This is a genomic window from Streptomyces sp. AP-93, assembly GCF_022808175.1.
GTDB lineage: Bacteria > Actinomycetota > Actinomycetes > Streptomycetales > Streptomycetaceae > Streptomyces.
On record NZ_JALGBX010000016.1, the window covers coordinates 157,097 to 178,886 of the forward strand.

General features: G+C 68.8%; 16 protein-coding genes and 4 pseudogenes. 4 read left to right on the plus strand and 16 right to left on the minus strand.

Translation table 11 applies throughout. The features are described 5' to 3' along the window. Positions 1-462: 462 nt before the first annotated feature. The 3 genes and pseudogenes from MTF69_RS43015 to MTF69_RS25595 form a co-directional block, all read right to left on the minus strand. Positions 463-1,044, minus strand: a complete 582-nt coding sequence (locus MTF69_RS43015; protein WP_279346219.1) for a lipocalin/fatty-acid binding family protein — start codon at positions 1,042-1,044, stop codon at positions 463-465. Positions 1,045-1,049: 5 nt separating this feature from the next. Continuing rightward, positions 1,050-1,323: pseudogene (locus MTF69_RS43790) on the minus strand (IS5/IS1182 family transposase); the annotation flags it as partial. A 107-nt stretch (positions 1,324-1,430) separates the two neighbouring features. Further along, positions 1,431-1,514, minus strand: a pseudogene (locus tag MTF69_RS25595) (cyclase); the annotation flags it as partial. A gap of 143 nt (positions 1,515-1,657) precedes the next feature. Between MTF69_RS25595 and MTF69_RS25600 the strand changes: the two are divergent. Further along, positions 1,658-2,539 carry a DUF4394 domain-containing protein gene (locus MTF69_RS25600; RefSeq protein WP_243338135.1) on the plus strand — a complete coding sequence of 294 codons (882 nt, stop codon included), beginning with the start codon at positions 1,658-1,660 and terminating at the stop codon, positions 2,537-2,539. A gap of 740 nt (positions 2,540-3,279) precedes the next feature. On the opposite strand, the pseudogene MTF69_RS25605 reads toward MTF69_RS25600, so the two are convergent. The 3 genes and pseudogenes from MTF69_RS25605 to MTF69_RS25615 all read right to left on the minus strand — a co-directional run. Continuing rightward, positions 3,280-3,420, minus strand: a pseudogene (locus tag MTF69_RS25605) (TerC family protein); the annotation flags it as partial. A 42-nt stretch (positions 3,421-3,462) separates the two neighbouring features. Beyond that, positions 3,463-4,044, minus strand: a complete 582-nt coding sequence (locus MTF69_RS25610; protein ID WP_243338136.1) for a TerD family protein — start codon at positions 4,042-4,044, stop codon at positions 3,463-3,465. Positions 4,045-4,347: 303 nt separating this feature from the next. Continuing rightward, on the minus strand, positions 4,348-4,923 hold the full coding sequence (locus MTF69_RS25615; protein ID WP_243338137.1) for a TerD family protein: 576 nt from the start codon (positions 4,921-4,923) through the stop codon (positions 4,348-4,350). 190 nt (positions 4,924-5,113) lie between these two features. On the opposite strand from MTF69_RS25615, the gene MTF69_RS25620 reads away from it, so the two are divergent. The 3 genes and pseudogenes from MTF69_RS25620 to MTF69_RS25630 all read left to right on the plus strand — a co-directional run bounded on the left by MTF69_RS25620 (position 5,114) and on the right by MTF69_RS25630 (position 7,498). Then, positions 5,114-5,515, plus strand: coding sequence for a BlaI/MecI/CopY family transcriptional regulator (locus MTF69_RS25620; protein WP_243338138.1), 402 nt, complete (start codon positions 5,114-5,116; stop codon positions 5,513-5,515). Further along, a pseudogene (locus tag MTF69_RS25625) lies at positions 5,512-5,925 on the plus strand (M56 family peptidase); the annotation flags it as partial. The gene MTF69_RS25620 and the pseudogene MTF69_RS25625, both read left to right, overlap by 4 nt. An 811-nt stretch (positions 5,926-6,736) precedes the next feature. Further along, complete coding sequence (locus tag MTF69_RS25630) at positions 6,737-7,498, plus strand: SMI1/KNR4 family protein (protein ID WP_243338139.1); 762 nt, start codon at positions 6,737-6,739, stop codon at positions 7,496-7,498. A gap of 460 nt (positions 7,499-7,958) precedes the next feature. Here MTF69_RS25630 and MTF69_RS25635 read toward each other — a convergent pair whose 3' ends face one another. The 10 genes from MTF69_RS25635 to MTF69_RS25680 all read right to left on the minus strand — a co-directional run bounded on the left by MTF69_RS25635 (position 7,959) and on the right by MTF69_RS25680 (position 21,787). Beyond that, positions 7,959-8,354, minus strand: a complete 396-nt coding sequence (locus MTF69_RS25635) for a peptidoglycan-binding protein (protein WP_243338140.1) — start codon at positions 8,352-8,354, stop codon at positions 7,959-7,961. 36 nt (positions 8,355-8,390) lie between these two features. Then, the gene (locus tag MTF69_RS25640) at positions 8,391-9,086 is read right to left on the minus strand and encodes a triacylglycerol lipase (protein WP_243338141.1); all 696 of its coding nucleotides are present in this window, start codon (positions 9,084-9,086) and stop codon (positions 8,391-8,393) included. Positions 9,087-9,280: 194 nt separating this feature from the next. Then, positions 9,281-10,630 carry a M14 family metallopeptidase gene (locus MTF69_RS25645; RefSeq protein WP_243338144.1) on the minus strand — a complete coding sequence of 450 codons (1,350 nt, stop codon included), beginning with the start codon at positions 10,628-10,630 and terminating at the stop codon, positions 9,281-9,283. 143 nt (positions 10,631-10,773) lie between these two features. Beyond that, positions 10,774-11,985 (minus strand): S8 family peptidase, encoded by a 1,212-nt coding sequence (locus MTF69_RS25650; RefSeq protein WP_243338146.1) that lies wholly within the window; start codon positions 11,983-11,985, stop codon positions 10,774-10,776. A 207-nt stretch (positions 11,986-12,192) separates the two neighbouring features. Beyond that, entirely contained in the window at positions 12,193-14,022 is a 1,830-nt protein-coding gene (locus MTF69_RS25655) for a PKD domain-containing protein (RefSeq protein WP_243338147.1), read from the minus strand. A 212-nt stretch (positions 14,023-14,234) separates the two neighbouring features. Further along, positions 14,235-17,099 (minus strand): AAA family ATPase, encoded by a 2,865-nt coding sequence (locus tag MTF69_RS25660; protein WP_243338150.1) that lies wholly within the window; start codon positions 17,097-17,099, stop codon positions 14,235-14,237. A 299-nt stretch (positions 17,100-17,398) separates the two neighbouring features. Beyond that, a complete protein-coding gene (locus MTF69_RS25665) occupies positions 17,399-18,271 on the minus strand; it encodes a MurR/RpiR family transcriptional regulator (protein ID WP_243338153.1) in 873 nt (290 codons plus the stop codon). A 133-nt stretch (positions 18,272-18,404) separates the two neighbouring features. Continuing rightward, positions 18,405-19,694 (minus strand): cyanophycinase, encoded by a 1,290-nt coding sequence (locus tag MTF69_RS25670; protein ID WP_243338155.1) that lies wholly within the window; start codon positions 19,692-19,694, stop codon positions 18,405-18,407. Between the two features lie 129 nt (positions 19,695-19,823). Continuing rightward, positions 19,824-21,038 carry a M20 family metallopeptidase gene (locus MTF69_RS25675; protein WP_243338157.1) on the minus strand — a complete coding sequence of 405 codons (1,215 nt, stop codon included), beginning with the start codon at positions 21,036-21,038 and terminating at the stop codon, positions 19,824-19,826. Then, positions 21,035-21,787 (minus strand): amino acid ABC transporter ATP-binding protein, encoded by a 753-nt coding sequence (locus tag MTF69_RS25680; RefSeq protein ID WP_243338220.1) that lies wholly within the window; start codon positions 21,785-21,787, stop codon positions 21,035-21,037. Before MTF69_RS25680 ends, MTF69_RS25675 begins: the two co-directional genes overlap by 4 nt. Positions 21,788-21,790: the final 3 nt, after the last annotated feature.

Sequence of the window (21,790 nt, forward strand, 5' to 3'; positions counted from 1 at the left end):
AGGCCAGCTTGAGGCTGCGCGCCGCAAGGCGCGCCATCTGCTCTTCCGCCTCGCCACAGCACCCGGCCTGGAACAACGAGGCCCTGACCGGTAAGTCGGGAAGTGATCTTCAGCGAACCGGGAACTGACTCATCGGAACCCGGACGCCGTCGTACATCAGCGCTGGCCCACCATGATGCCCGGCCCGCGTACCCCCGGGGTGAGGCAGCCCCAGCCCCGTTGTGATGCTCGCTTCCACCCCCGACTTCACCTGCTCCGGCCGCGCCGCCGGCGCGGCCGGAGGCATTTCGTGATCCTGTGCCCGGGTGGCTCTGCCGGTGACCGGTGACTCCTCCGGAAAACGTGGTCCTCGCGGGCGGGGTGCCGGTCGCTTGCCGCTGCCTCATCCCGTGGCACGGGAAGGGCGGGGAGCCGGGTGGCGGCCGAGTCTGCGATGCGTGCGCCCCACAGTGCTCTCGCGCCTCAGATGCGCTTGTAGGACCGGTTTGAGACGACATCTCCGCAGACATAGACAGCGGCCATGCCGTCGTCGGTGAACGTGCGGGTGATGATGGCGCTGAGGGTGTCGAGCTTCTGGATCTGGAGAAGCTTGTTGCCGTCACGGTTGACGGTCGTGATCCACTGGCGGCCGTCCTCGGCCTCCTCAGTGAACTCCTGCGCGAGGGTGAAGGCGAGGACGGTGGTCTTGAATGTGGTGACGGTGCTGAGGCGGTAGTTGTCGCCGTCTTCAGTGAGGGAGACGGTGGGCTTGGACGAAGCGGCGAGCTTGCGGGTGGCCAGGCCCACACCGGTGGCCTTGAGGTACTCCTCGAAGTTGTCGCTGGTGGTCATCTCGTAATCGCCTGCAATACCCACGGCCCACCTGGAGATCGGATGCGCCCATGGGCGCGGGACGGTGATGCGCCGGGAGTTCCCGGTGCGATGCCATGATCGCAGCGTGCGCCCTTCAGCGGGCAAGATCAACGAATCTTTGTCCGGCACGGGGTGCCATGCCGAAGCCAGCGGGCCGGACGGCTGCCGCGGGAACCGCGGTTCTTTCGGCATTTTTACTGATCGATACGTTCGGGGACGGTGTTCCGGATTCCTCGTCGTCGCAGGTAGAGGCGGTTATCCGGGATGTGTAGGCCTTGTCCGCGAGGACATGGTCGGGCCGGGTGCGGGGCCGTCCGACGCCGATACGGCACGCGGAGACCTGCTCCAGGGCGTGCTTGAGCTGGGGACCGTCGCCGTAGTGTCCGGGTGTCAGGCCGAGGGCGAGAGGCCGGCAGCGTCCGTCGGCGGCGAGGCGGATTTGGTCGTGAATCCGCCTCGGGAACGTCCCAGCTACTGAAGTCGCCGGTGACCTGCCTGTTATCGGCGTCGTCACCTTCCACCGCCTGGACTAACACGAGACCGAGGTGATGCTCCGCCTGGACTGCGACTCCGAGGGCTATCCCGGCCTGCCTGACCTCGCCTCCGACCGTCGTCCAGGCGACGCGCTCGTCCGGGATCTGCTCGGTGATCTCCCGCTCGAACCCGGCCACCTTGGCCTTCCAGACGAACTCGCGCCACACTGAATCATTTCAGGCCAGCTGGACCCATCCCCTCCCGCCCGCAGCTCCGAATCCCCTGTGAACGCGCCCACATGGAGGGGCGCCCGGAACCACCTGGAGCGATCATGCGTATACGTGCCACGGCATGCGCGATCGGAACGGCGGTCGCAGCCGCGCTGGTCCTGCCCGCGTCCGCCTGGGCGGACACCCCTCGACCGGCCGTGGAGTCCCCGCCCAAAGCGCTGACGGTTCTCGGTCTGACATCAGACCAGCGCCTGGTGGAGTTCCGTACGGACGGTCCGGCACGGACTACCGACAGGGGGCGGGTCTCCGGCCTCACCGCCGACCGGGAGATCGTGGGAATCGACTTCCGGGTCCAGGACAAGAAGCTGTACGGGGTCGGCGACCGCGGCGGGATCTACGTCCTCGACCAGGGGACCGCGAAGGCCGAGAGGGTCTCCCAGCTCTCGGTCCAGCTCGCAGGCGACGCGTTCGGAGTGGACTTCAACCCTGCCGCCGACCGGCTCCGGGTCGTCAGCGACACCGGGCAGAACCTGCGCCACAACCTCGGCGACCCGGCCGCACCGAAGACGACCACCACCGACGCGGCCCTCACCAACCCGGCGGCCTCTTCGGCCACTCCCCAGCCCACCCCGGCCAAGGGTGTGACCGGCGCCGCATACACCAACAACGACCTGAGCAGCACCACGGCCACCACCCTGTTCGACCTTGACACCGGCAAGGCCCGGGTGTCCGTGCAATCCCCGGCCAACGCCGGCACGCTCGCCCCGACCGGGATCCTCGGAGCCGCCGCCGGCCCGAGCGCCGGGTTCGACATCTACTTCTCACCCGAGACGAAGACCAACCACGGCTTCGCCTCCGTCCAGACCGGAAACTCCTACCGGTTCCAGAGCGTCGACTTGTTGTCCGGGACGGCGACCAACGCCGGAAGCTTCCCTGCGAGCGCCCAGGTCTTCGACATCGCCCTACCGCTCGACCAGGGCTGAGGAGCCGGTCCCAGACGACAGCATGGTGGGCATCACCTTCTCCACCTCGTCGGCCGGGCCCTCGAAGTCCTTCCGAACGGAGGGCACGGCCAGTTTGAGCAGCCCGTGGAATTGCAGCCGGTCCCGGCAGGGCGGCGCTCGGGTACATGGTGGACCGCGATGGTCGGCGACCGGCCACCGCGAGAACCTTCGTATCCGACGTAGAGCACGGTGCGCACGGTGATGGTGAGTACCCATACCGCCGGGTAGCCGTACGGGGACTTGAGCCGGGCATGTGGTCGAAGTGCATGCCGGCGCATGGTGGGACGGCCATGAGGGCGGCCCGGGCGCTGATGCGGCGCATGCCGGCGTTCTGCTGGACGCCGAGCTGGGCAATGCTGGCGGTGAGCATGCCGCTAACGAGCTCGTCGAAGGACAGGATCCGCTCGGATACCCGCCGCCGGTCGCCGGCCAGGAGAATCCCTCCCCGCCCCGACGCGCCTGCCTTTCACGTCGGCACTCCTCACGCCCCTCACCCTGGCGCCCTGCCGTCTGGCCAGTGGCCGCCTTCTTCCGGGGGCGTCCTCGGGCCGCAAGCCGAGCATGTCCAGCAGAACGTCGAGGTCGGCGGTACCGACAGCCCTGGAAGCGACCGCGCGGCGGGCGGCAGCCCGGGCCAGGAACGCCGACTCATCACAACCGAGTGGATCCTTCACCCCACCGATGCCACCACGACCCCGGCACATCCGCAGCCGCCGCTACAGCCAGGCGGTGGTGTACCCGGTCCCCGCCGTTGTACCGATTACGAGGACGACGACGGCGCCGAAGATCAGGGCGACGCCCACCCACGCTGCGCTCCAGGCGGCCGCTTCCTTGAAGCCGATGACGTGCGCACTGCGGTGGTCCCACCTGAATCAGCCACCCTTGTAGTCCCGAGCTGGTGGCTACACGTGGGAGGCGATGGCGGGCAGGAGATCCTGGAAGGTGCGACCGTTGGCGGGCTCCCCGATCGCGGACATGCTCCACGCTTGCCCTGAGCGGTGGACCTTGGCCATGACCTGCGCGGTGTAGTTGCCACCGCCGGAGAGGGTGTAGCGGGCCAGTTCCTGGCCGCTGGCGTCGTCGATGAGGCGGCAGAAGGCGTTCTGCACGTCCGTGAAGGTCTGCCCGGTGAAGGAGTTGACGGTGAAGACGATCTGGTCGATGTGCACCGGCAGCCGCTGGAGGTCCACAAGGATCGATTCGTCGTCCCCTCCCTGCCCCGCGCCGCCGACCCGGTTGTCGCCGGTGTGGCGTACCGAGCCGTCCTTGCTGACCAGCTGCTGGAAGAACACCACGTCCACCGGCTCCTTGCCCGCGAACAGGACGGCCGAGGCGTCCAGGTCGATCTCCCGCGCGGTCATCCGGGCGAGGAAGCCCTTCCGCTTTGCGGACTGCCAGCCCAGCCCCATGCGGACCACGGTGAGGGTGCCCCCGCCGGGCTTCTCCAGGTTGATCCGCTGGCCCTTGTCCAGGTTGATCCCCACCGGTGTCCTCCAGGTGCTGGCTCGTCGATGTGCGCCGCCATGTGGCCGCGTGGTTGCCAAACCGCTATGAAACTACAGCAATGTAGAAATAGGGGGCGTCTCGTGAGGGTGCAGCGGTCACCCGGCCGACCATGTCTCAGTCCGGGTTCCGGGGGCAGCGCCTGGAACGGCGCAAGCTGGTCGGCCATGCCTGCAGGTGCGAGGGCTCACGTGTTCACGAGAATCCCCGGGATCGGGTGAGGCGCTGGGGTCGCTTGACTGGTTACAGCGGGGCGGGCCCGGCAAGGCGCCCGCCGCGGTGGGTCAGAGGCCCACGCCGAAGTCGGCGACGATCCCGGAAAGGCCGGAGGCGTATCCCTGGCCGACGGCGCGGAACTTCCATTCGGCGCCGCTGCGGTAGAGCTCGCCGAAGATCATCGCGGTCTCGGTCGCGGCGTCCTCGGAGAGGTCGTAGCGGGCGAGTTCGGCGCCGCCGGCCTGGTTGACCACGCGGATGAAGGCACCACGAACCTGGCCGAAGCTGTGCCCGCGCGCTTCGGCGTCATGGATGGAGACGGGGAAGACAATCTTCTCTACGTCTGCGGGCACGGTGGCGAGGTTGACCTTGACGACCTCGTCGTCACCCTCTCCCTCGCCGGTGAGGTTGTCGCCGGTGTGCTCGACCGAGCCGTCCGGGCTCGTGAGGTTGTTGTAGAAGATGAAGTGCTGGTCGGAGGTGACCTTTCCCGAGGCGCCGACCAGGATCGCGCTGGCGTCGAGGTCGTAGTCGACTCCCGTGGTCGTACGCACATCCCAGCCCAGACCGACCAGGACAGCGGTCAGGCCCGGGGCCTCCTTGCTCAGCGAAACGTTTCCGCCCTTGGACAGACTCACACCCATGTCGTGGCTCCCAGTTCCGTGCTCTCGCCAGCCCGGGCTGGCGCCCGGGCCGTGGACTGAACTTGGAATCTACAGCACTGTAGAAATGAAATGGGGTGTTCCGGGAGGTGTGGCGGATTCACGCGGCCTGGTCAGTACGATTAACCGCTCCGCCGCTGTGTGCGGGGCCTTAGGGCGGGAGGTTGACGGCATGACGGAGAAGATCACGAGTGGTGCCGGCCCTGCCCGCCGTCGCGGCCAGGGCAAGCTGGAGGCCCAGGTGCTGGCAGCACTCAACGAGGCTCCGGGGCAGGTGACCGCGGGCTGGGTCCAGGAGCGGATCGCCGGTGGCCTGGCTTACACGACGGTGATGACGATTCTCACCCGCCTGCAAGCCAAGGGTGCGGTCGCCCGGGAACGGGTTGGCCGATCCTTCCAGTGGACGCCAGTTGCCGACGAGGCAGGTCTTGCCGCCTTACGGATGCGCAGAGTGCTCGATGGCGAGGACGACCGGCAGGCCGTGCTGGCCAGCTTCGTGACCGCGCTGTCGCCCAGGGACGAGCAGCTGGTGCGGGAGCTGCTTGCTCAGGCACCCGAGGATAGGAAAGGCTGAGGAGCGATGGAATCTTTGTCTTCCTGCCGCCGGTACTGCCCTTAACTGCGTGGCCGATAGCGCGGCTTGCCAAAGGTCACACCCGCGCACCGCGACCTGAATGCTGACGGGGTCTCTGCGGTGTTGGCGGTGTGCAGCACGTTGTGCCTGGCCCTGCTGCTGGTGGTCGCTACCGCCCCGTTGCCCGGCAACCCGCTGCCCGACGCCTGATCGGATCCAGAAGTACGCGAAGCCGTCCCGTACGACGACATCGCCGGCGATCCCCGACCTCCCCGCCGTGATCGCCTCGTGCACCACCGCCGCGTGGCGCCACCGCAGGATGCGCGGACGCACCATCCGGGCGGCCGCCGACACCGGTGACCGTGCTGCCCGATGAGAGGCGGTGCGCATACGCGCTTCCCGGGCGGGGCGGGAGCGCGCCGCGTCGCCGCCCTGCTCCAGCCCGCGCCCCAAACGCACCGGTGGCCGTCGGAGTTCACCCCGGTGGGCCTGGCCTGGCCACCTGGGGAGCCACAGGAGGAACGGCTGCCCTCCACTCTGTCCTCCGCGAACTCCGCCGTCACCCTCTTCTTCATCCTCCACGCCGGGCCCCCTCTGAGCCGACCTGGCCCCTTGCTTCCGCAGTGGTCGTGGGTGTCGTGGGTGTCGTGCAATCGGCGGGCGGAACCAGCTGGGGCCACGGACGCAGTGACGGCGGCACCCTCGGGGGCGGCCTGCGGTGAGGAGAGGCGATGTCCGGTCCGGTGCTGATCGGGGTCGACGGCTCGCCTCCGGCGCAGGCCGTGGTGGAGGCCGCGGGCCGGAGGCTCGATGGAGGGATGTCGCGCTGCGGGTGGTGCACGCGTCCATCTGGCCGGAGTAGGTCGATGCCCTGCTGTACGAGGCCGTAGGACCATCGCGGCCAGGGGAGCTGCCGACGGAACCGAACAGGCTCACCCCGGCTCGGGTCCGGCGTTGGTTCAGGAACCTGCGAGCGAAGACGGGCACGCCTGCCAGTGCACCGAAAACCACCAGGCCCGACACCACGTCCCCAGCTCACCGAGGCTGATCGGCAAGCTTAGAGTCTGTAACACGATCTTGGTGAGTATGACCGGTCATGGCGTTCGTCAGATTCATGCCCCGGGGGATCCATCAGGGCTTCGGACTGGTCCGGTAGGGCTGCTCGTACCTGCCTGGTCGTCTCTGGTTGATGCGGCGTGTGCTTCCGGTACGGTGCGCGGCATGACGGGCGTGTTTGATGTGGCCGAGGCTCTGGACGGCGGAATCTCCGACCGGGATGGCGCGTGGGCGTTCATCCGCGGCTTCGCCGCTGCTTGGGCCGAGCCATTGACCGAGAACGACGGCACGCCAGCAGCGCAGCTGGCGCGAGCCGAGGCGTCGCTCGGCTGCTTCCTGCCGACCGCGCTGCGTGAGGCATACGGACTGCTGGGTGCGCGGCGCGATCTGGTCGCCAACCAGGATCCCCTGCTGCCGCCCGTCGAGATGTTCGTTCATGACGAATGCGGCGGCTTCCTCGTCTTCCGCGGCGAGAACCAGGGCTGCGCCTTCTGGGGTGTGCGCCTACGCGACCTTGATCAGGACGATCCACCGGTGTTCGTCCAAGCTCGGCACGGCTGGGTGCCGTTCTTGGACCGGGTCTCCCTAGCCTGCGTCGAGCTCGTACTGAGCGAGGCGCTGTTCGGCGGTGGAGGTCGACTGTACAACGCGTGCGAACTGCCAGCCGACCTGCTGGGTGCTGTGCCCGAGCGCTTTCAGCGGGTCGAATTGCCCGACTACCCACTGTGGACGAGGCCGGAGGATTCTCCAGTACGTTGGTTCTCCACCCCGGGGAAGTTGCTACGCCAGGACGGCTTGGGCGTCCACAGCTGGCTGCACGTCCGGGGCCGGACACGGGCCCACTTGGAGTCGATCTGCGAGAGCCTCCCCGGGCAGTGGGCCCTGGGATACACCGAGCCACGAGACCCCGAACCGCTGCCCTTCTGAACCCTCCCAATTCGAGCTTGTTGAGGCGTCGCCAGCAGATGCGGCTCCAGGCCAGGGGTATGAATGCGTCGTGGAGCCCGGTGCGCCGTTCCCATCGGGTAGCGGGTCCCGGTTGGAAACAGCGACCGTCCGGCAATCGCGCGGCCTGGCTAGTGCCCCATCAGGCAACGTTCGCCCCGTCGTGACACGCCGTCCGGAGTACGGGCCCGGCCGGTATGCGCCCACCATGCTGTCCTCGTGGCTGACCGTGTGCGGGTGCGTGAGATTCATGACGACGAGGGGCAGCGTTTGACCGGTGCTGGTGCCGACGCGTGGATGCCGAAGATCCGTTGATGGCGCATCCGATCGAGAGCTGGCTCCGTCAACATTCGTGATCCGGCGAAGGCCTACGTGCGCGTGATAGAACCGGGTCGCCTACCCCGGGCGGGCGATGTCCGCCATGACGGACAGTATGAGCGGGCTACGGGACGCGTATGCAACCGCCATTGACGGCCTGGTGGAGCATGGCCTTTCGGGTGTTCGGTCCGTACTCGCCGTCGGCAGCTGTTCCCGCCTTCTTCTGGGTGCGGATCAGAGCGTCGCGGGTCTTGCCGCCGAAGTCGCCGTCCTCCACGAGGCTCTCGCCGTAGCACAGGTTCATCGAGTGTTGCAGCTTCTGGACCCCGGGGCTGTTGGTGCCGCGGACCATGTTGCAGGTGACGGTGTTGCCGGCCTTGTACATCGGCACCCAAGCGCCGGCGTACGAGGCGACCCAGTCGCAAGTGGGGGTGGCTGCCTTAGCCGTGGTGAGGGGCGTGATTCCCAGCAGGCTTCCCGCCAGGACCGCTCCCGCGAGTGTGCTGATTCTGTTGCGCATTGCGAACCTCCACGTCATGCAGTGGTGTCAGCTGAATCAGCCGACGAATGACTTGACCTGTCCGTAGACGGTGACGTCGGTGCGCAGTTCACCGTGGCTGAGGCAGGCGGTCTTGGTGTTGGTGGCACCGGCGAGGGCGACGCTGCTGTCCGGGTTGATCGTGCTGTCGCAGGGCGACCACCAGGTGGCGAACCGGGATGCGCCGGGGGTCTCGTCGCCGGAGTTGAGGGCTTTCAGGAAGCTGGAGCCTGGGCGCATCTCGGTGCAGGAGGCGCCGCCGCAGAAATGGGCGGTTTCGGTGCCGTGGTTCGGTCCGCCGAGGGAGATCCAGGCGTCGGCGTTCGTGTCGCCGGTGAGGCTTTTGAGGTAGTGACGGGAGGAGAGGCCTCCCATGGAGTGGGTGACGATGTCGACCTTGGTCGCGCCGGTGGCGGCGAGGACGCGGTCGATCTCCGCGGCGAGCTGGGAGGCGGTGGTGGCGTTGGACTGGCTGGTGTTGTAGGTCCACTGGTTGAGGTGGCCGGCCGGCCAGCCGTCGGCGGCGAAGCGGCCTGCCATTGTGTCCCAGGTGGACCCGTTGGAGTTCCATCCGTGCACGAAGATGATCGGATCGGGTGTCGCCGCGGCGGGTTGCGCGCCGGCTGCCGGCGTCTGGAGCGTGAGAGAGACGAGAACTCCGGCGGCGAGGGTCGCGCTGAAGGCGGCACGAAGTGAGATGCGCAGGGCGCACATGCTGAATGCTCCCGGTCTGCGGCGGCACTGGGCCGCCGCTTGAAGTGGGACTGCTGAATGGCTTACGGACCGGTCGCGCAGCTCCCCCCTTGGCGCTGCGCGACCGTGGTGCAAGGCGCATCCCTGTCTCGAACGATGGCCGCCGTGGGTGCCAAGTCCGAGGCCCCCCGCCGGCCTGGAGAGATGATCGACTGTCAGGAACCGGTGCAGTATTGCGCTTCCTTGCCGATGGAGCGGTACATGCAGTCCGCGTTCTCGATCAGCTGGAGCACCGCGTCACGGTTGCGGCTGGTCTCGCGTTCGATGACCTCGTCTGCCGGGTAGAAACCGCCGCCCGAGGAGCTCTTCGGATACATCTCGAAGGTGTACCCGAAGATCTTGTGTACGCCCCACAGGTAGTCGTCTATCGACCCGTCGGTGATGTAGAGGTCGCTCGACTGCTCCGGCTTGTAGCCGTTGCTGGCGGCCATCTTCTGGCCGATGGTCGCGAAGGCGTCCCGGTCGTCCTGGGTCAAGCCGGGTGCCGTGTCGGCGGTGGTGTACCCGTAGGGCCACAGCACCAGCTCGCTGTACGTGTGGAAGTCGATGGCGGCTGTGATCTGCTGCTTCCCGCCGACGACACGGCTGCGTACGAAGTCGGAGACCACCTTGACCTCGGGTGCCGACTCCGGGGCGGTTCCACGATAGGTGTCGGAGCTCTTACTTCCGCTGGATCCACCGCAGCAACCCCACTTGTAGTTCCAGTTGCGGTTCTCGTCGGTGCCGACGTACGAGGAGCCGGAGTTGGGCTGGCGGTTCTTGCGCCAGTTTTTGTAGGAGCCCGTGGAGATGTCGTACTCGCCGCCGTCCGGGTTGAGGTCCGGGATGATCCAGATCTCCCGTCCGTTGACCGCGCCTGCGATCCTCGAATCGCTCGCGTAGTCCTCGCCGAACTCGCGCAGCAGATAGAGCGCCATTTCGACGGTGAGGTGCTCGCGCGCGTGCTGGTGGTGGGTGAAGAGGACCTCGGGCTCGTTCTCGTCGGTGGCGACATTGTCGCTGATCTTGATTGCGACCATGTCACGACCCTCGTGCGACTTCCCGATCACCTGCTTCTTCATGATCGAGGGGTACTGCGCGATGCGCTGGTCGATCTCCGTCATCGCCTCGGCGTAGTTGTGGTACTTGGAGTCGGCCGAGGGGAAGTCCATGGGCGCGGCCGAGCGTCCGTCGGTACGGGCAGGCGGCCCGGCCAGTTCCTCGAGTTCGTAACCGAGCTTGCGCAGCTTCGCGGCCTCCACGGTGTCGGCGGTGATGACGACGGCGTGGTCGTCCACCTCGTCGATCGAGACTCCGGTGGCCGCCAGCGCGGTGCGGTCGGCAATGGAGGAGGGTCCGTGGATCTCGTACTGCCGGATGTCCTCGTCCACGGTTGCGGTGGACGGCCTGGGCGGGGCTGAGGCGGTCGCGGTCACGGTGAGGGGTGCGGCGACCGCGAGGGCGAGCAGGGCCGCCAAGGTGGCGGCGGATCGCCTGACTCGTCTGTCGCGCGGGCGATAGCGCATGGTTGCTCCTGAGAGTGAGGGGCGGAGGTGGCGGGGCGGGAGAGAGGGAGAGCGGCCAGACTCCGTACGGCGGGCCACAACTCCCCCGGTTCCGCTCAGCACGGGCGGGCTCGCGCCGACTGCGGGCCCACCCGTGCCGTGTGTCAGAAGAGCGTGTGGAGGAGACGGTTGGGCGAACCGGTCTTCGGGTCCTGGACCTTGCCGGTGGTGGCGCCGTTCACGAGGGCGTCACGGACCTGGGCAGGGGTGGCGCCAGGGTTGCCGGCGAGGTAGAGGGCCGCGGCGCCGGCGGTGTGCGGCGCCGCCATCGAGGTGCCGCTGATGCTCTTGGTGGCGGTGTCGCTGTCCTTCCAGGCCGAGGTGATGCTCACACCGGGGGCGAAGAGGTCGAGGCAGGTGCCGTAGTTGGACCAGGAAGCGCGCTTGTCGGCGCTGTCCGTGGCCCCGACGGTGATGCCCTCGGCGACTCGGGCCGGCGAGCTGTTGCAGGCGTTCTGCGCTTGCCCGAATGCGTTGCCGTTGCCGGCCGCGAGGGAGTAGGTGACCCCCGAAGCGATCGACTTCTTGACGGCGTTGTCGAGTGAGGTGTTGGCGCCGCCTCCCAGGCTCATGTTGGCGACGGCGGGCTTGACGGCGTTCGCCGTGACCCAGTCCACGCCGGCGATGACGCCGGACGTCGTCCCGGAGCCGTCGCAGTTCAGGACGCGGACGCCGACGATCGTGGCAGCCTTGGCGACGCCGTAGGTGGAGCCGGCGGCGGTGCCCGCCACATGGGTGCCGTGGCCGTTGCAGTCGTTGCCGTTCTGGCCGTCTCCCACGGTGTCGGTGCCGATGGAGGCCCGGCCGCCGAACTCGGTGTGGGCGGTGCGCAGACCGGTGTCGATGACGTACACCCGGACGTTGGAGGCGGTCGTGTTGTAGGTGTACGTGCCGCTCAGCGGGAGGTTGCGCTGATCGATGCGGTCGATGCCCCACGTGGCGTTGGACTGGGTCTCGGAGACCACGACCGTGGCGTCCTGCTCGACGTAGGCGACACGCGGATCGGCGGCGAGGGCCCGCGCCTGGGTGGAGCTCATCTTAGTGGCGAAGCCCTTGACTGCGCTGGAGTACACGTGGGTCAGCCGGCCGTCGTTGCGCTTCACCAGTTCGCGCGCCACCGAGTCGGGCGAGTCCTTCGCGCCATCCTTGAGGACGACGATCCAGCTGTCGGCTATCGCGGTGGCGGTCGGGGCGAGCCTGGGCTCGGGGCCGGACACCGCGGCTCCGTGGGCGGGGCTGGCGGCGAACTGCAAGCCGGCGGTGAGCAGTGCGGCGGGCAGCAGGGCGATGCTGAGCCGGCGGGGGGTTGTTGCCATGGGTGGTGCACCTGACCTTTCGTTGACCGGATCTCGGGCAAGTACGGGCTGCACTGGGGCTGTGCGCTGTGTGCTGTGCTTCGTGACGGGACGGCGGCCCGCCGGCCGTGGGGGACGGCGGGCCGCCCGTGGGGCTGATGTGACGGTCCCTTCAGCGCGGGCCCGTAGCAATCCGTAGGGGGTACGGGGTAATTGCGGATGTGCGGATCAGGGGACGCGGACGGACTTGGTCTCCGTGTCCGTTGCGCCCTCGTTGTCGGTCACCTTCAGGGTGACGGTGTAGGTGCCGGCCGCGGCGTAGATGTGGTCGACCTGGGCTCCGCTGCCCGTGGAGCCGTCGCCGAAGGTCCAGGCGTATGAGGCGATCGAGCCGTCCGGGTCCGAGGAGCCGGCGCCGTCCAGCTTGCAGAAGCGGTAGCCGACGACGTTGCGGCAGTCGGTCGTGTAGGCGGCGCTCGGGGCCTGGTTGGGACCGACGCGGACGGACTTAGTGGTGGATCCCGTGGCGCCCTTGTCGTCGGTGACCGTCAGCTTGACGGTGTAGGAGCCCTTCTGCGCGTAGGTGTGGGTGGCGGTCCTACCCGTGGCGGTCGTGCCGTCACCGAAGTCCCACTCCCACTTGGTCAGGCTGCCGTCCGGGTCGGAGGAGGCGCCGCCGTCGAACTCGCACCTCAGGGCCGCGTCGTCACAGCTTTGGGTGTACGAGGCGGTGGGTCGCCGGTTTCCGTCCTGCGTGGGCGGGAAGGCCTGCGGGTCGCCCACGTCGAGGAGCTTCTCCTTGACGCCGTCTCCGGAGTCGTCGCTCCAGTCGGTGTTCCCGTGGTCCGCGAGGTACTGGTAGAGGGCCAGGACCTCGTCCTTGTTGGTGGGCTTGCCCGTCATGGCGACCAGGGCCGCGGCGCCGGTGACGTGGGGAGCCGCCATCGAGGTGCCGCTGTAGTTCCGGTTGTAGCCGCCGTCCTTGAAGGTCGAGTGGATGCACACGCCCGGTGCGGCGATGCCGACCTTGGAGCCCCAGTTGGAGAAGTCGGCGAGGGTGTCGTCTTGGTCGGCCCGGCAGGAGGGGGCCCCGCCGCTGCCTCCCGGCTTGCCGTCGGAGTCGGCGAGTGCCGAGACCGTCAGTGCCTCGCTGTACTTGGCGGGGGCGCTGGTCGTGGCGTCCTTGTCGTCATTGCCGGCGGAGACGATGAGCGGTATGCCCTTGCCGACGAGGTTCTTGACGGCCGTGCCGAGGGCCGCGGGTTCGCCGCTGCCGCCGATGGAGGAGTTGACGACCTCGATGGTGGCGGAGCGTGCCGCGATGTAGTCGTAGCCGGCGATGATCCAGGACCACTGGCCGGTGTTGTCGTTGCCAAGCACCCTCACGGAGTGCAGGCGCGCGCCGGGTGCGACGCCAACTACTCCGGTTCCGTTGTCGAGCGCCGCGGCGGTACCGGCGACGTGCGTGCCGTGCCCGTTGCCGTCGTCGCCCTCGTTCTCCCGGCAGGTCCCGGACGTACAGTCGGCGCGGGAGACCACGTTGAGGTCGGGGTGGTCGAAGTCGATGCCCGAGTCGGTGATGGCGATGTCGACGTCCATGCGGACGTCGTCCTGGCCGTCGATGTCCAGGTTCGGATTCTGGTCGGCGAATATCCTTCTGATGCCGGTCGGCACCTCCTGGGTGGCGGCAGCCGGTCCGTTGGACTGGAGGTACGCCTTGTCGGCGGAGGCGTTGGTCTCCAGTCCTCGGAATGTGCCGTCCTTCTCGACCGCCAGTACCTGCGGCAGGGCCCGCAGTGCGGTTGCCGCGGTGTCGGGAAGGGTGATCGAGTAGCCCTTGAGGACATGCCGGTAGACGCCGTGCACCGTGCCGCCGAACTCATGGGCGTGTTCGGTGGCGAACGTCTCGGGGTGGGCGACAGCGTTGTTCAGCGTCACGATGTACGTACTCGATGACCTGGAGGCGGCTTGGTCGGCGCCCGCCGCCATGGGCGCCGTGAGCGCGAGGACCACCGCGCTCACGCCCAGGCCCACGGTCAGTTTCGTCTTTCGTCGCATGGCTGTACCACTCCTCCGTGCCGGATGGCTGGGTGGGGCCGGTACCGGCTGCGTGGGATTGCCGGCACCGGACTTGCGGCCGCAGCCGAACGATCTCCGCCGCGGGCACGCGGCTGCAACCCGGAGGGGATACGGGCTAATTGAAGTCCATCGCACTACACGCGGACGTCAGCGCACACTGATGCGGGGCGCAGTGCGCGGCCGGAGCGAGGTCAGCGGGTCGGGACGGGAATGCCGGTGGCGAGGGCGGGATGGTCGGAGCTGAGCACCTCCCGGGAGCGGACTCCCAGTTTGCGCAAGGCGTGGGCCACGTGCTCCTCGACCGTTCGGGGTGAAAGGAACAACACTTCGGCGATTTCACGGTTGGTGCGCCCGCCGGCCGCCAGCCTGGCCACTTCCTGTTCGCGCGGGGAGAGCTGGGGACCGTACCCCTTGCGTCCGCGTCGATGCGGGGCGACGAGTCCGTACTTGCGCAGCCCGCTATGGCAGCGCGCCGCGTCCCATCCCGCTCCGAGCGCCTGATAGGCCGACAGTGCCTCGGCGAGGTGCACGTCGCCGGTGCCGCCGTCCGCCAGAAGGCAGCGGGCGCCGCGCTCCAGTGCCCGGGTCGCGTGGTAAGGCGCCCCCATGGCCCGGCACACGGCCTCGGCGGAGCGGTAGTGCGCCGCCGCCTGCTGGTAGGCGCTGTCGTGTTCCGCCAGTACGCCCCGACAGGAGTGCAGGGAAGCTGTGGCGGCGGGCGCCTGTCGCCCTTGTACGCCTGCCGTGAACTCGTTCACCAGCGCCTGTGCCTGAGCCGCGCGACCTGTCCGTACCAGTGCCGCTGCAGCGCAGGGTGCCACCGCGGCCGCCCACACCCAGATGCCCTTCTCTCGTACCGCGTCCAGCACGGGGGCCACCTGCTCCCAGGCGCCTTGGGCGTCGCCGCGTGAGAGGAGGAGTCTGGCCAGTGAGCCCTTGGCGGCGGGCAGGGCCGGTACGGATCCCTGCGGCAGGCAGGCTTCGGCGCTTGCCCGGAGTCGTTGCTCCGCCTCGTCGAGCCGGCCTTGGGCGAGTGAGAGGAGGCCGAGTACGAGGACCGCTTCGGCTTCGAGTTCGGGGACGTCCGCGAGGATCGTGCTCATCCGCAGGGCCTGCTGTTCAAGTCCTTGCCAGCGGCCGCGCTCCCAGTCGAGGAGGAGGCGGGTGGAGTCGGTGAGGCCTGCGACGTAGGCGGACTCGGTGTCGGCGAGGAGTCGCACGCTCCGGTCGAGGAACTCGTCGGCTTCGGACAGCCGGCCCGTGCTCGCCGCGGCGTGTGCCAGGTTGTTGAACGCCCGGGCGAGGTCGCGGCGCTCGTCCGGGCCCGCCGGTGATGAGGGGAGACTCCGTACCGCGGTGGTCGCCTCCCGGTCCCCGATGTGCATCAGGGTGACGGCACGGCTACCCAGGGCGTTGATCGTGAGCAAGGGGTCGCCGAGGCGAGCGGCCGTGGCGGTCGCCTGCTCGGCCCACGCCAGGTGGTCGCTGATGTGTCCACCCGTCAGGTAGGTGGGCACGGCGAGCGAGGCCAGGGCGCGCGCCGCCAGTTTGGGGCGTCTGCGCAGTTCTGGTACGGCGGCGGCTATCTCCCTCAGTCCCTCCAGCCCGGCGCCGGTCTGGTTGCGTAGCAGCAGCCCCAGTTGGTAGCGCAGTTCGCCGCGCACACCGAGAGGGAGCTTCTCCTCCGCGAGGATCCTGCGGAGGCTGACGACGGTTTCCACATGGTCCAGACCGGTCACGGCGGCTCGGCCCAGTTTGACCGCGAGCCGAATCCGGGTGGTGGCCGCGAGATCTGTGGACGAGAGCGCCTGCTGGAGCAGTGTGGTGGCCGAGGCGTCGTCGCCGACCGCAATGGCTCGATCTGCTGCAGTCTCCGCGTAGCGGGACCACGCCTGATGACGTCCGGCCTGCTGGCAGTGGCCGGCGAGTTGGACGTACGGCCGTGGCCCGGGCAGCTGCTCAAGGGCGGTTGCGGCTCGGTGGTGAAGGCGTCGGCGTTCAAGCGATGGCACCGCGCCATAGGCCGCGTGCTGGGCGAGGGCGTGCCGGAAGCCGTAGTGGCCGGATTCGTGCTCGTGCAGCAATGCTCCCGCGACCGCTCGGGACAGTGCGTTCGTCGCTCGTCTTGAGGTCAGACCGGCTACCGACCCGATCAGCGCCTCGTTTGCCGGTACTCGGAGAACGGCCGCTGCACTGACGACGCGGCGGACGTCGTGGGGGACGTGCACGAGCTGCTCCAGAAGGGCGTTGCGCAAGGCGGCGGGAACACCCAGCCCCTCGATCGTCAGTCTTGCCCGGCGGCGGTCGCTGCGCACCAGGCCCCGCTGGCCTCTCATCAGCCGGAGCAGCTCTTCCACGGCGAAGGGGATCCCCATCGTGTGCTCGTGCAGGTGCGCGGCGAAGTCGGTGGAGACGTCCGATGTGGTCAGGATCTCTGCTGCCATCCTGCGGACATCCGACTGGTTCAAGGGGGCGAGGGACAGTTCGGCCGTTGCTACGTGCGGCGGCAGCCGGACGGAGGTGGCGAACGTTCTGCCGGGATGAGCGGCTTCGCCCCGGTAGGTGAGCACCAGGCTCAGGTCGTCGGGCATCCGGCTGGTGAGAAACCGCAACAGATCGGCGGTGCCGCTGTCCACCCAGTGAAGGTCTTCCAGCACCAGGACCGCGGGACCGATCGCGCGCAGCGTCTCCCTCACTGCCCGGAAGAGCCGGTGACGCTCCGCGCCCGGCTCACCCAGAGGCTCCAGTGCGGGCGGCAGCAACGTCGCAAGCTCTGGAAGCAGGGGGCGCAATGCTCCGGCGACCGGGCTGAGGTTCGTCGGCAGAGCGTGTCCCAGGCTCCGCAGAGCGTCTACGAAGGGGGCGAAAGGCAGAGGCTCGCGCAGGTACTGGCAGTTGGCGGTCAACTTCGTCGTGCCGGAGAGTTCCGGAGAGTTCAGGGCATCGGCCAGGAGGCGGGTCTTGCCGATGCCCGCCTCGCCCTCGACCAGGATCACGGCCGGCGGGCGCAGTGCCTGCTGGACCAGTTCGTGCCGCTCTGTCTCCCTGCCGATCAATGTCGGGCAGGCCACCTGCCAAGGGGAAGAAGGATTCCCATCTCTGTCTGTCGACATGCCACCACCCATGGGCTGACTGAGTCGGAGCCACAGAGCAAGGTTCCGCTCCCTTGCCCAAGCCAGATGACCGTGCACGTCACTGCCCTACACCGAAGCGGGAGATCCACTCCGTCGGGGCGATCGGTGGGTCGAAACTAGGCACGGACGCCCTTGCCGTCAACGTCACTTCCCAGCCAGATTCCGCAGGTCGCTCACACGGTGACGTGGTGACGTCGTGGTCGGGGATCGATGGTGGAGGGTCAGTACAGGTCCATACGGCGGGCGGTCTCCTCACCGTGCCGCATGCGCTGGTGGGCGTCTTCGCCGAGGGCGGTGATGACACCGGCGACGACCGTCTCGATGACGGCGAGGGTGGGCACCAGACTGTCGTAGGGGGACGGCGCGGCGACCTGGCTGGGCAGGACCACCTCCGCGTGCGTGGCCGCCGGCGAGAGCCAGGTGTCGGTGAAGAGGACGACCTTGCCGCCATGTTCCTGGACGAGCTGGGCCATGGCGACCTTGTCCTGCTCGTAGCGGCGGTAGTCGAACACGACGAAGACGTCACGCCGGTGGAGGGCCGCGAACACGGCCGTGCGTTCGACGTCCCGGTCGGGGAGGAATCTGACGTCGTCGCGCAGTTGCATGAGGTGCAGGCCGAGGTACTGGGCGAAGAGGTTGGTGAAACGGCCTCCTGCCAAGGTGATGCGGCGTTTGCCGTCGGACAGCAGACGCACCGCATGCTGGAGGTCGTGTGGGGGGAGTTCGGCCAGCGTCTGGGCGACCGCCGCGCTGAAGACGTTGCTTCCTCGCTGGAGGAGTTCGCTGTCCCGATCCTCTCCCGTCGTGGCGCGGCCATAGCCGGTCGCTTCGTAGAGGGAGAGGGGAGAGGCGTTGCGCTCGTCGAGTTCTCCCCGCAGCGCGGCCTGGAAGTCGGGGAACCCACGGTATCCGAGCCGGTTGACGAAGCGGAGGACTGTCGGGGCACTGACGGCGGCGCGTTCGGCAAGGACCGCGATGGTTTCGAAGCCCGATGCGGGATATCCGGCGAGGAGCACACGGGCGACCTTGCGTTCGGCGGGGCTGACGTCGCCCAGCTTGAGACGGATCGCGTCGGCGAGTGTGCCGGAAGCCATCGCGGGGTCTCCCTTCGGGTAGTTCGGGACGGAGTATGGTGACCGGTCGAGCCTACTGTCGATCACCGGTGAGGGAGGCCGGCCGGACCACAGTGTCCGGCCGGCCTCGGTCGCCGGGGTCCTCAGGGCAGAGTCACTCCGGTGCGACGGCGATGCGCAGCCCGGTCACCGTGTGCGCCGTGGAACCGTCACTGGTCCATGCGGTGAATCCGGACTGCTTGCTGAGGGTCACTGAGAATCGCGGCCCGCTTTCGAAGCTGGTCGCCTTGGTGGTGCGCTGGGCGGCGGAGGCCGCGAGTGCGCGTGCGGTGTTAAGGAAGGAGTAGGGCACGCCGGCCGGGTTGGCGGCGGAGTAGAAGACGTCGGTGTTGGCGGGGACGGGCGAAGCGGCGGTGGGGATGACAGGGCGCTTGCCCGCGGCGGGCAGGTGCCGCCAGCGGTTCGGGTCGTAGCGGTCCCCGTCGGTGAGGTAGCTGTAGACGGCTCCGGTGAGAGACCAGCCGGACTCGCCTCTGCCGGTTCGGGCTTGGCGCAGGTCGAGGATGGCGACGCCGCGGGGGCCCAGGACACGTATGCGTTCGTGCGGCGTGCCGGGGTCCTCCACGACGAGCGCGGTGTTCTCTTCCAGGGCGTAGACGCGGTCGTGCCCGGTGTCCGCGGCCAGGCGCAGGGCGCGTCCTTCACGTCCGTAGGCTCCGGTGTGGGTGTCGATCAGTCCGGAGCGCAGGAAGCCGAAGCCGCCCTCGGGCAGATATCCGAGCCGTGCCGGGTCGTCGAAGTAGCCGGGACTGCTGCCGTCGCGCAGTCCTTCGTAGGAGTCTCCGCCGGTCACCATGTCTGCTCCGGCTGCGATCTGTGCACCGGCGCTGGAGCCGGAGACGACCGCGCCGCGGGCCAGTTTGGCGCGGATCGCCGCGAGCACCTTGGAGTCGGTGTGGGCAGAGCCGTGGAGCAGGGTGGTGACGTAGCGGTACTGGTCGCCGCCGCCGAAGAAGAAGCCGGTCATGGAGTTGACCTGACGGACGACGTCGTCGGAGTCGGCGTTCGCAATGTGGTCGAGGTCGATCGGGATCCACTCGGCGTCTGCGGCGCCGTGCTGCTCGAACAGCCCAGCGTAATAGGCTCCGTTGCATTCCGAGTTGCTGCACTTGGCGGGGTCGCCGGCATGGGGGTCCTGGCTGGCAGGGACCGAGGAGGCGGTGATCACACCGATGCGAGCGGTGGCGCCGCCAGCCCGCTGGATGATCTCTCCGTACACCTGCGAGTTGTCTGCCTTCAGACCCCCGCCGATGAGGACGAGCGAGCCTCGGTTACCCGGGGAGCGGGGGGTGTCGGCGCCGGCGGTCGGCGCGAGGGCCAAGGTAAGGACGAGAGCAGTACCACCCGCCAGCGCGGTACGGCGGGCTCCGGTCGGGACGCGCATCTGGTGTCTCCTGGGGATGGGGGTGGGGTGAGGGGTGGCCGGCAGCCATAGCGTGGTGGACATGGCTGCCGGGGCTGGTCTCCCGCACCGGGCAATGGCCCGGTCAAACCGGTGCGGGAGGTTCTGTGGTCAGCCGGTGCGGCTGTCGCCGAGGTCGGCGATGAGGGAGGCGAGCAGGGCGACCCGGGTGGGGACGGTGGAGGTGTCCAGCCACTCTTCGGGGGTATGGTCGGCGCCGCCGACCGGCCCGAGGCCGTCCAGGGTCGGCACGCCGAGCCCCGAGATGAAGTTGGCGTCGCCTACGCCGCCCGTTGCCGCGCCGCCGAGCGGTATGCCGAGGCTGGCGGCGATCTTCCGGGCCGTTTCGAGGATACGGCGCGAGGCGGGGGTGTCCTCCATGGGAGGGCACAGGTCGAGCTGCGCCACGGTGGCCGTGGTTCCGGGGACGGCGGGCCGCGCGACGGCGGTCTCGATGGCAGCCGTGGCCGCGCCGATACCGGCAGCGTTGGCCGAACGCACCTCGATGCGCAGCTCGGCCTCCGGGCAGACGATGTTTGCCCGGGTCCCGGCCCGTACGACGCCGACGTTGACGGTGACGTCGTCCCAGTGGCCATTCAGGGCCTGGAGGGCGACGACCAGGTGGGCGGCGGCCAGCGCGGCGTTCGCGCCGCGCTCCGGCTCGATGCCCGCGTGGGCGGCGCGGCCGGTGACCGTCACCAGGAAGTCGGCGACGCCTTTGCGGGCGATGACCAGGTCGCCGTTCTCTCGGGCGCACTCCAGAGCAAGCGCGAAGTCCGCACCGCGCGCTGCCGCCTCCGTGGTGGGGCGGCTCGCAGGGGAGCCGATCTCCTCGTCCGGGGTGGCGAGGAAGACGAGCTCGGCGTACCGGTCGGCTCCGGCCTCGTGGAGGACCTCCAGGGCGGTGAGACCGGCCAGCAGACCGCCCTTGTCGTCGCTGACACCCGGCCCTCGCGCAAGGGATCCGTCAATCCTGAAGGGCCGTTCGGCTGCCGTGCCGTCCTCGAACACGGTGTCCATGTGCGCGACGAGCAGGACACGTCGGCCACCATCGGCCACGGGCAGACTGCCCGGCTTGCGGGCGATCAGCACGTCCCCGACGCGGTGCCCGTGGACGGGAGCGGGAGCGGTGCGCTCCACGTCGAACCCGATACGCACCAGCCGGTCCTGAGTCCATTGCGCTATCCGGTTCACGCCGTCGGGGCTGTACGACCCGGAGTCCACGGCGACCAGTTCGGCCAGGTCCGTCAGGTAGCCCCCCAGACGTGCTTCGGCGTACGGGAGCAGCGCGGCGGTCCGCAGCCGCTCCTGCGAGGGGGCGCTCACAGGACCTTGGACAGGAAGGCGCGGGTGCGTTCCTGCCGGGGCTCGACGAGCACTTGTCGGGGGTCGCCGGCCTCGACGACGACTCCGTCGTCCATGAAGACGGCGGTGTCGCCGACCTCGCGGGCGAAGCCGATCTCGTGGGTGACCACGACCATGGTCATGCCGTCGGCAGCGAGCCGGCGCATGACGTCCAGGACGTCGCCGACGAGTTCGGGGTCGAGCGCGGAGGTGGGCTCGTCGAAGAGCATGAGCTTGGGTTTCATCGCCAGGGCGCGGGCGATGGCGACACGTTGCTGCTGTCCGCCGGAGAGCTGCGCCGGGTAGTGGCCCGCGCGGTCGCCGAGTCCGACCTGTTCGAGGAGCCTCTGTGCGTCTTCCCGGGCTTCGGCCCGGGAGACGGAAGCGACCTTGACGGGTGCTTCCATGACGTTTTCGAGTGCGCTCAGGTGGGGGAAAAGGTTGAAGCGCTGGAAGACCATGCCGATGTCCCGGCGGCGTTCGGCGACTTCCCGTTCGCGCAGTTCGTGCAGCTTGGAGCCATGGCGGCGGTATCCGACGAGGTCTCCCTCGACCGCGAGGGTGCCGCCGTCGATCTTCTCCAGGTGGTTGATGCAGCGCAGGAAGGTGGACTTGCCTGAGCCGGAGGGGCCAAGGAGGCAGCACACCTGGCCGCGTTCGACGGTCAGGTCGATACCCTTGAGGACTTCGAGCTTCCCGAAGTGCTTGCGCACACCCTGGGCGTGCACCATGGG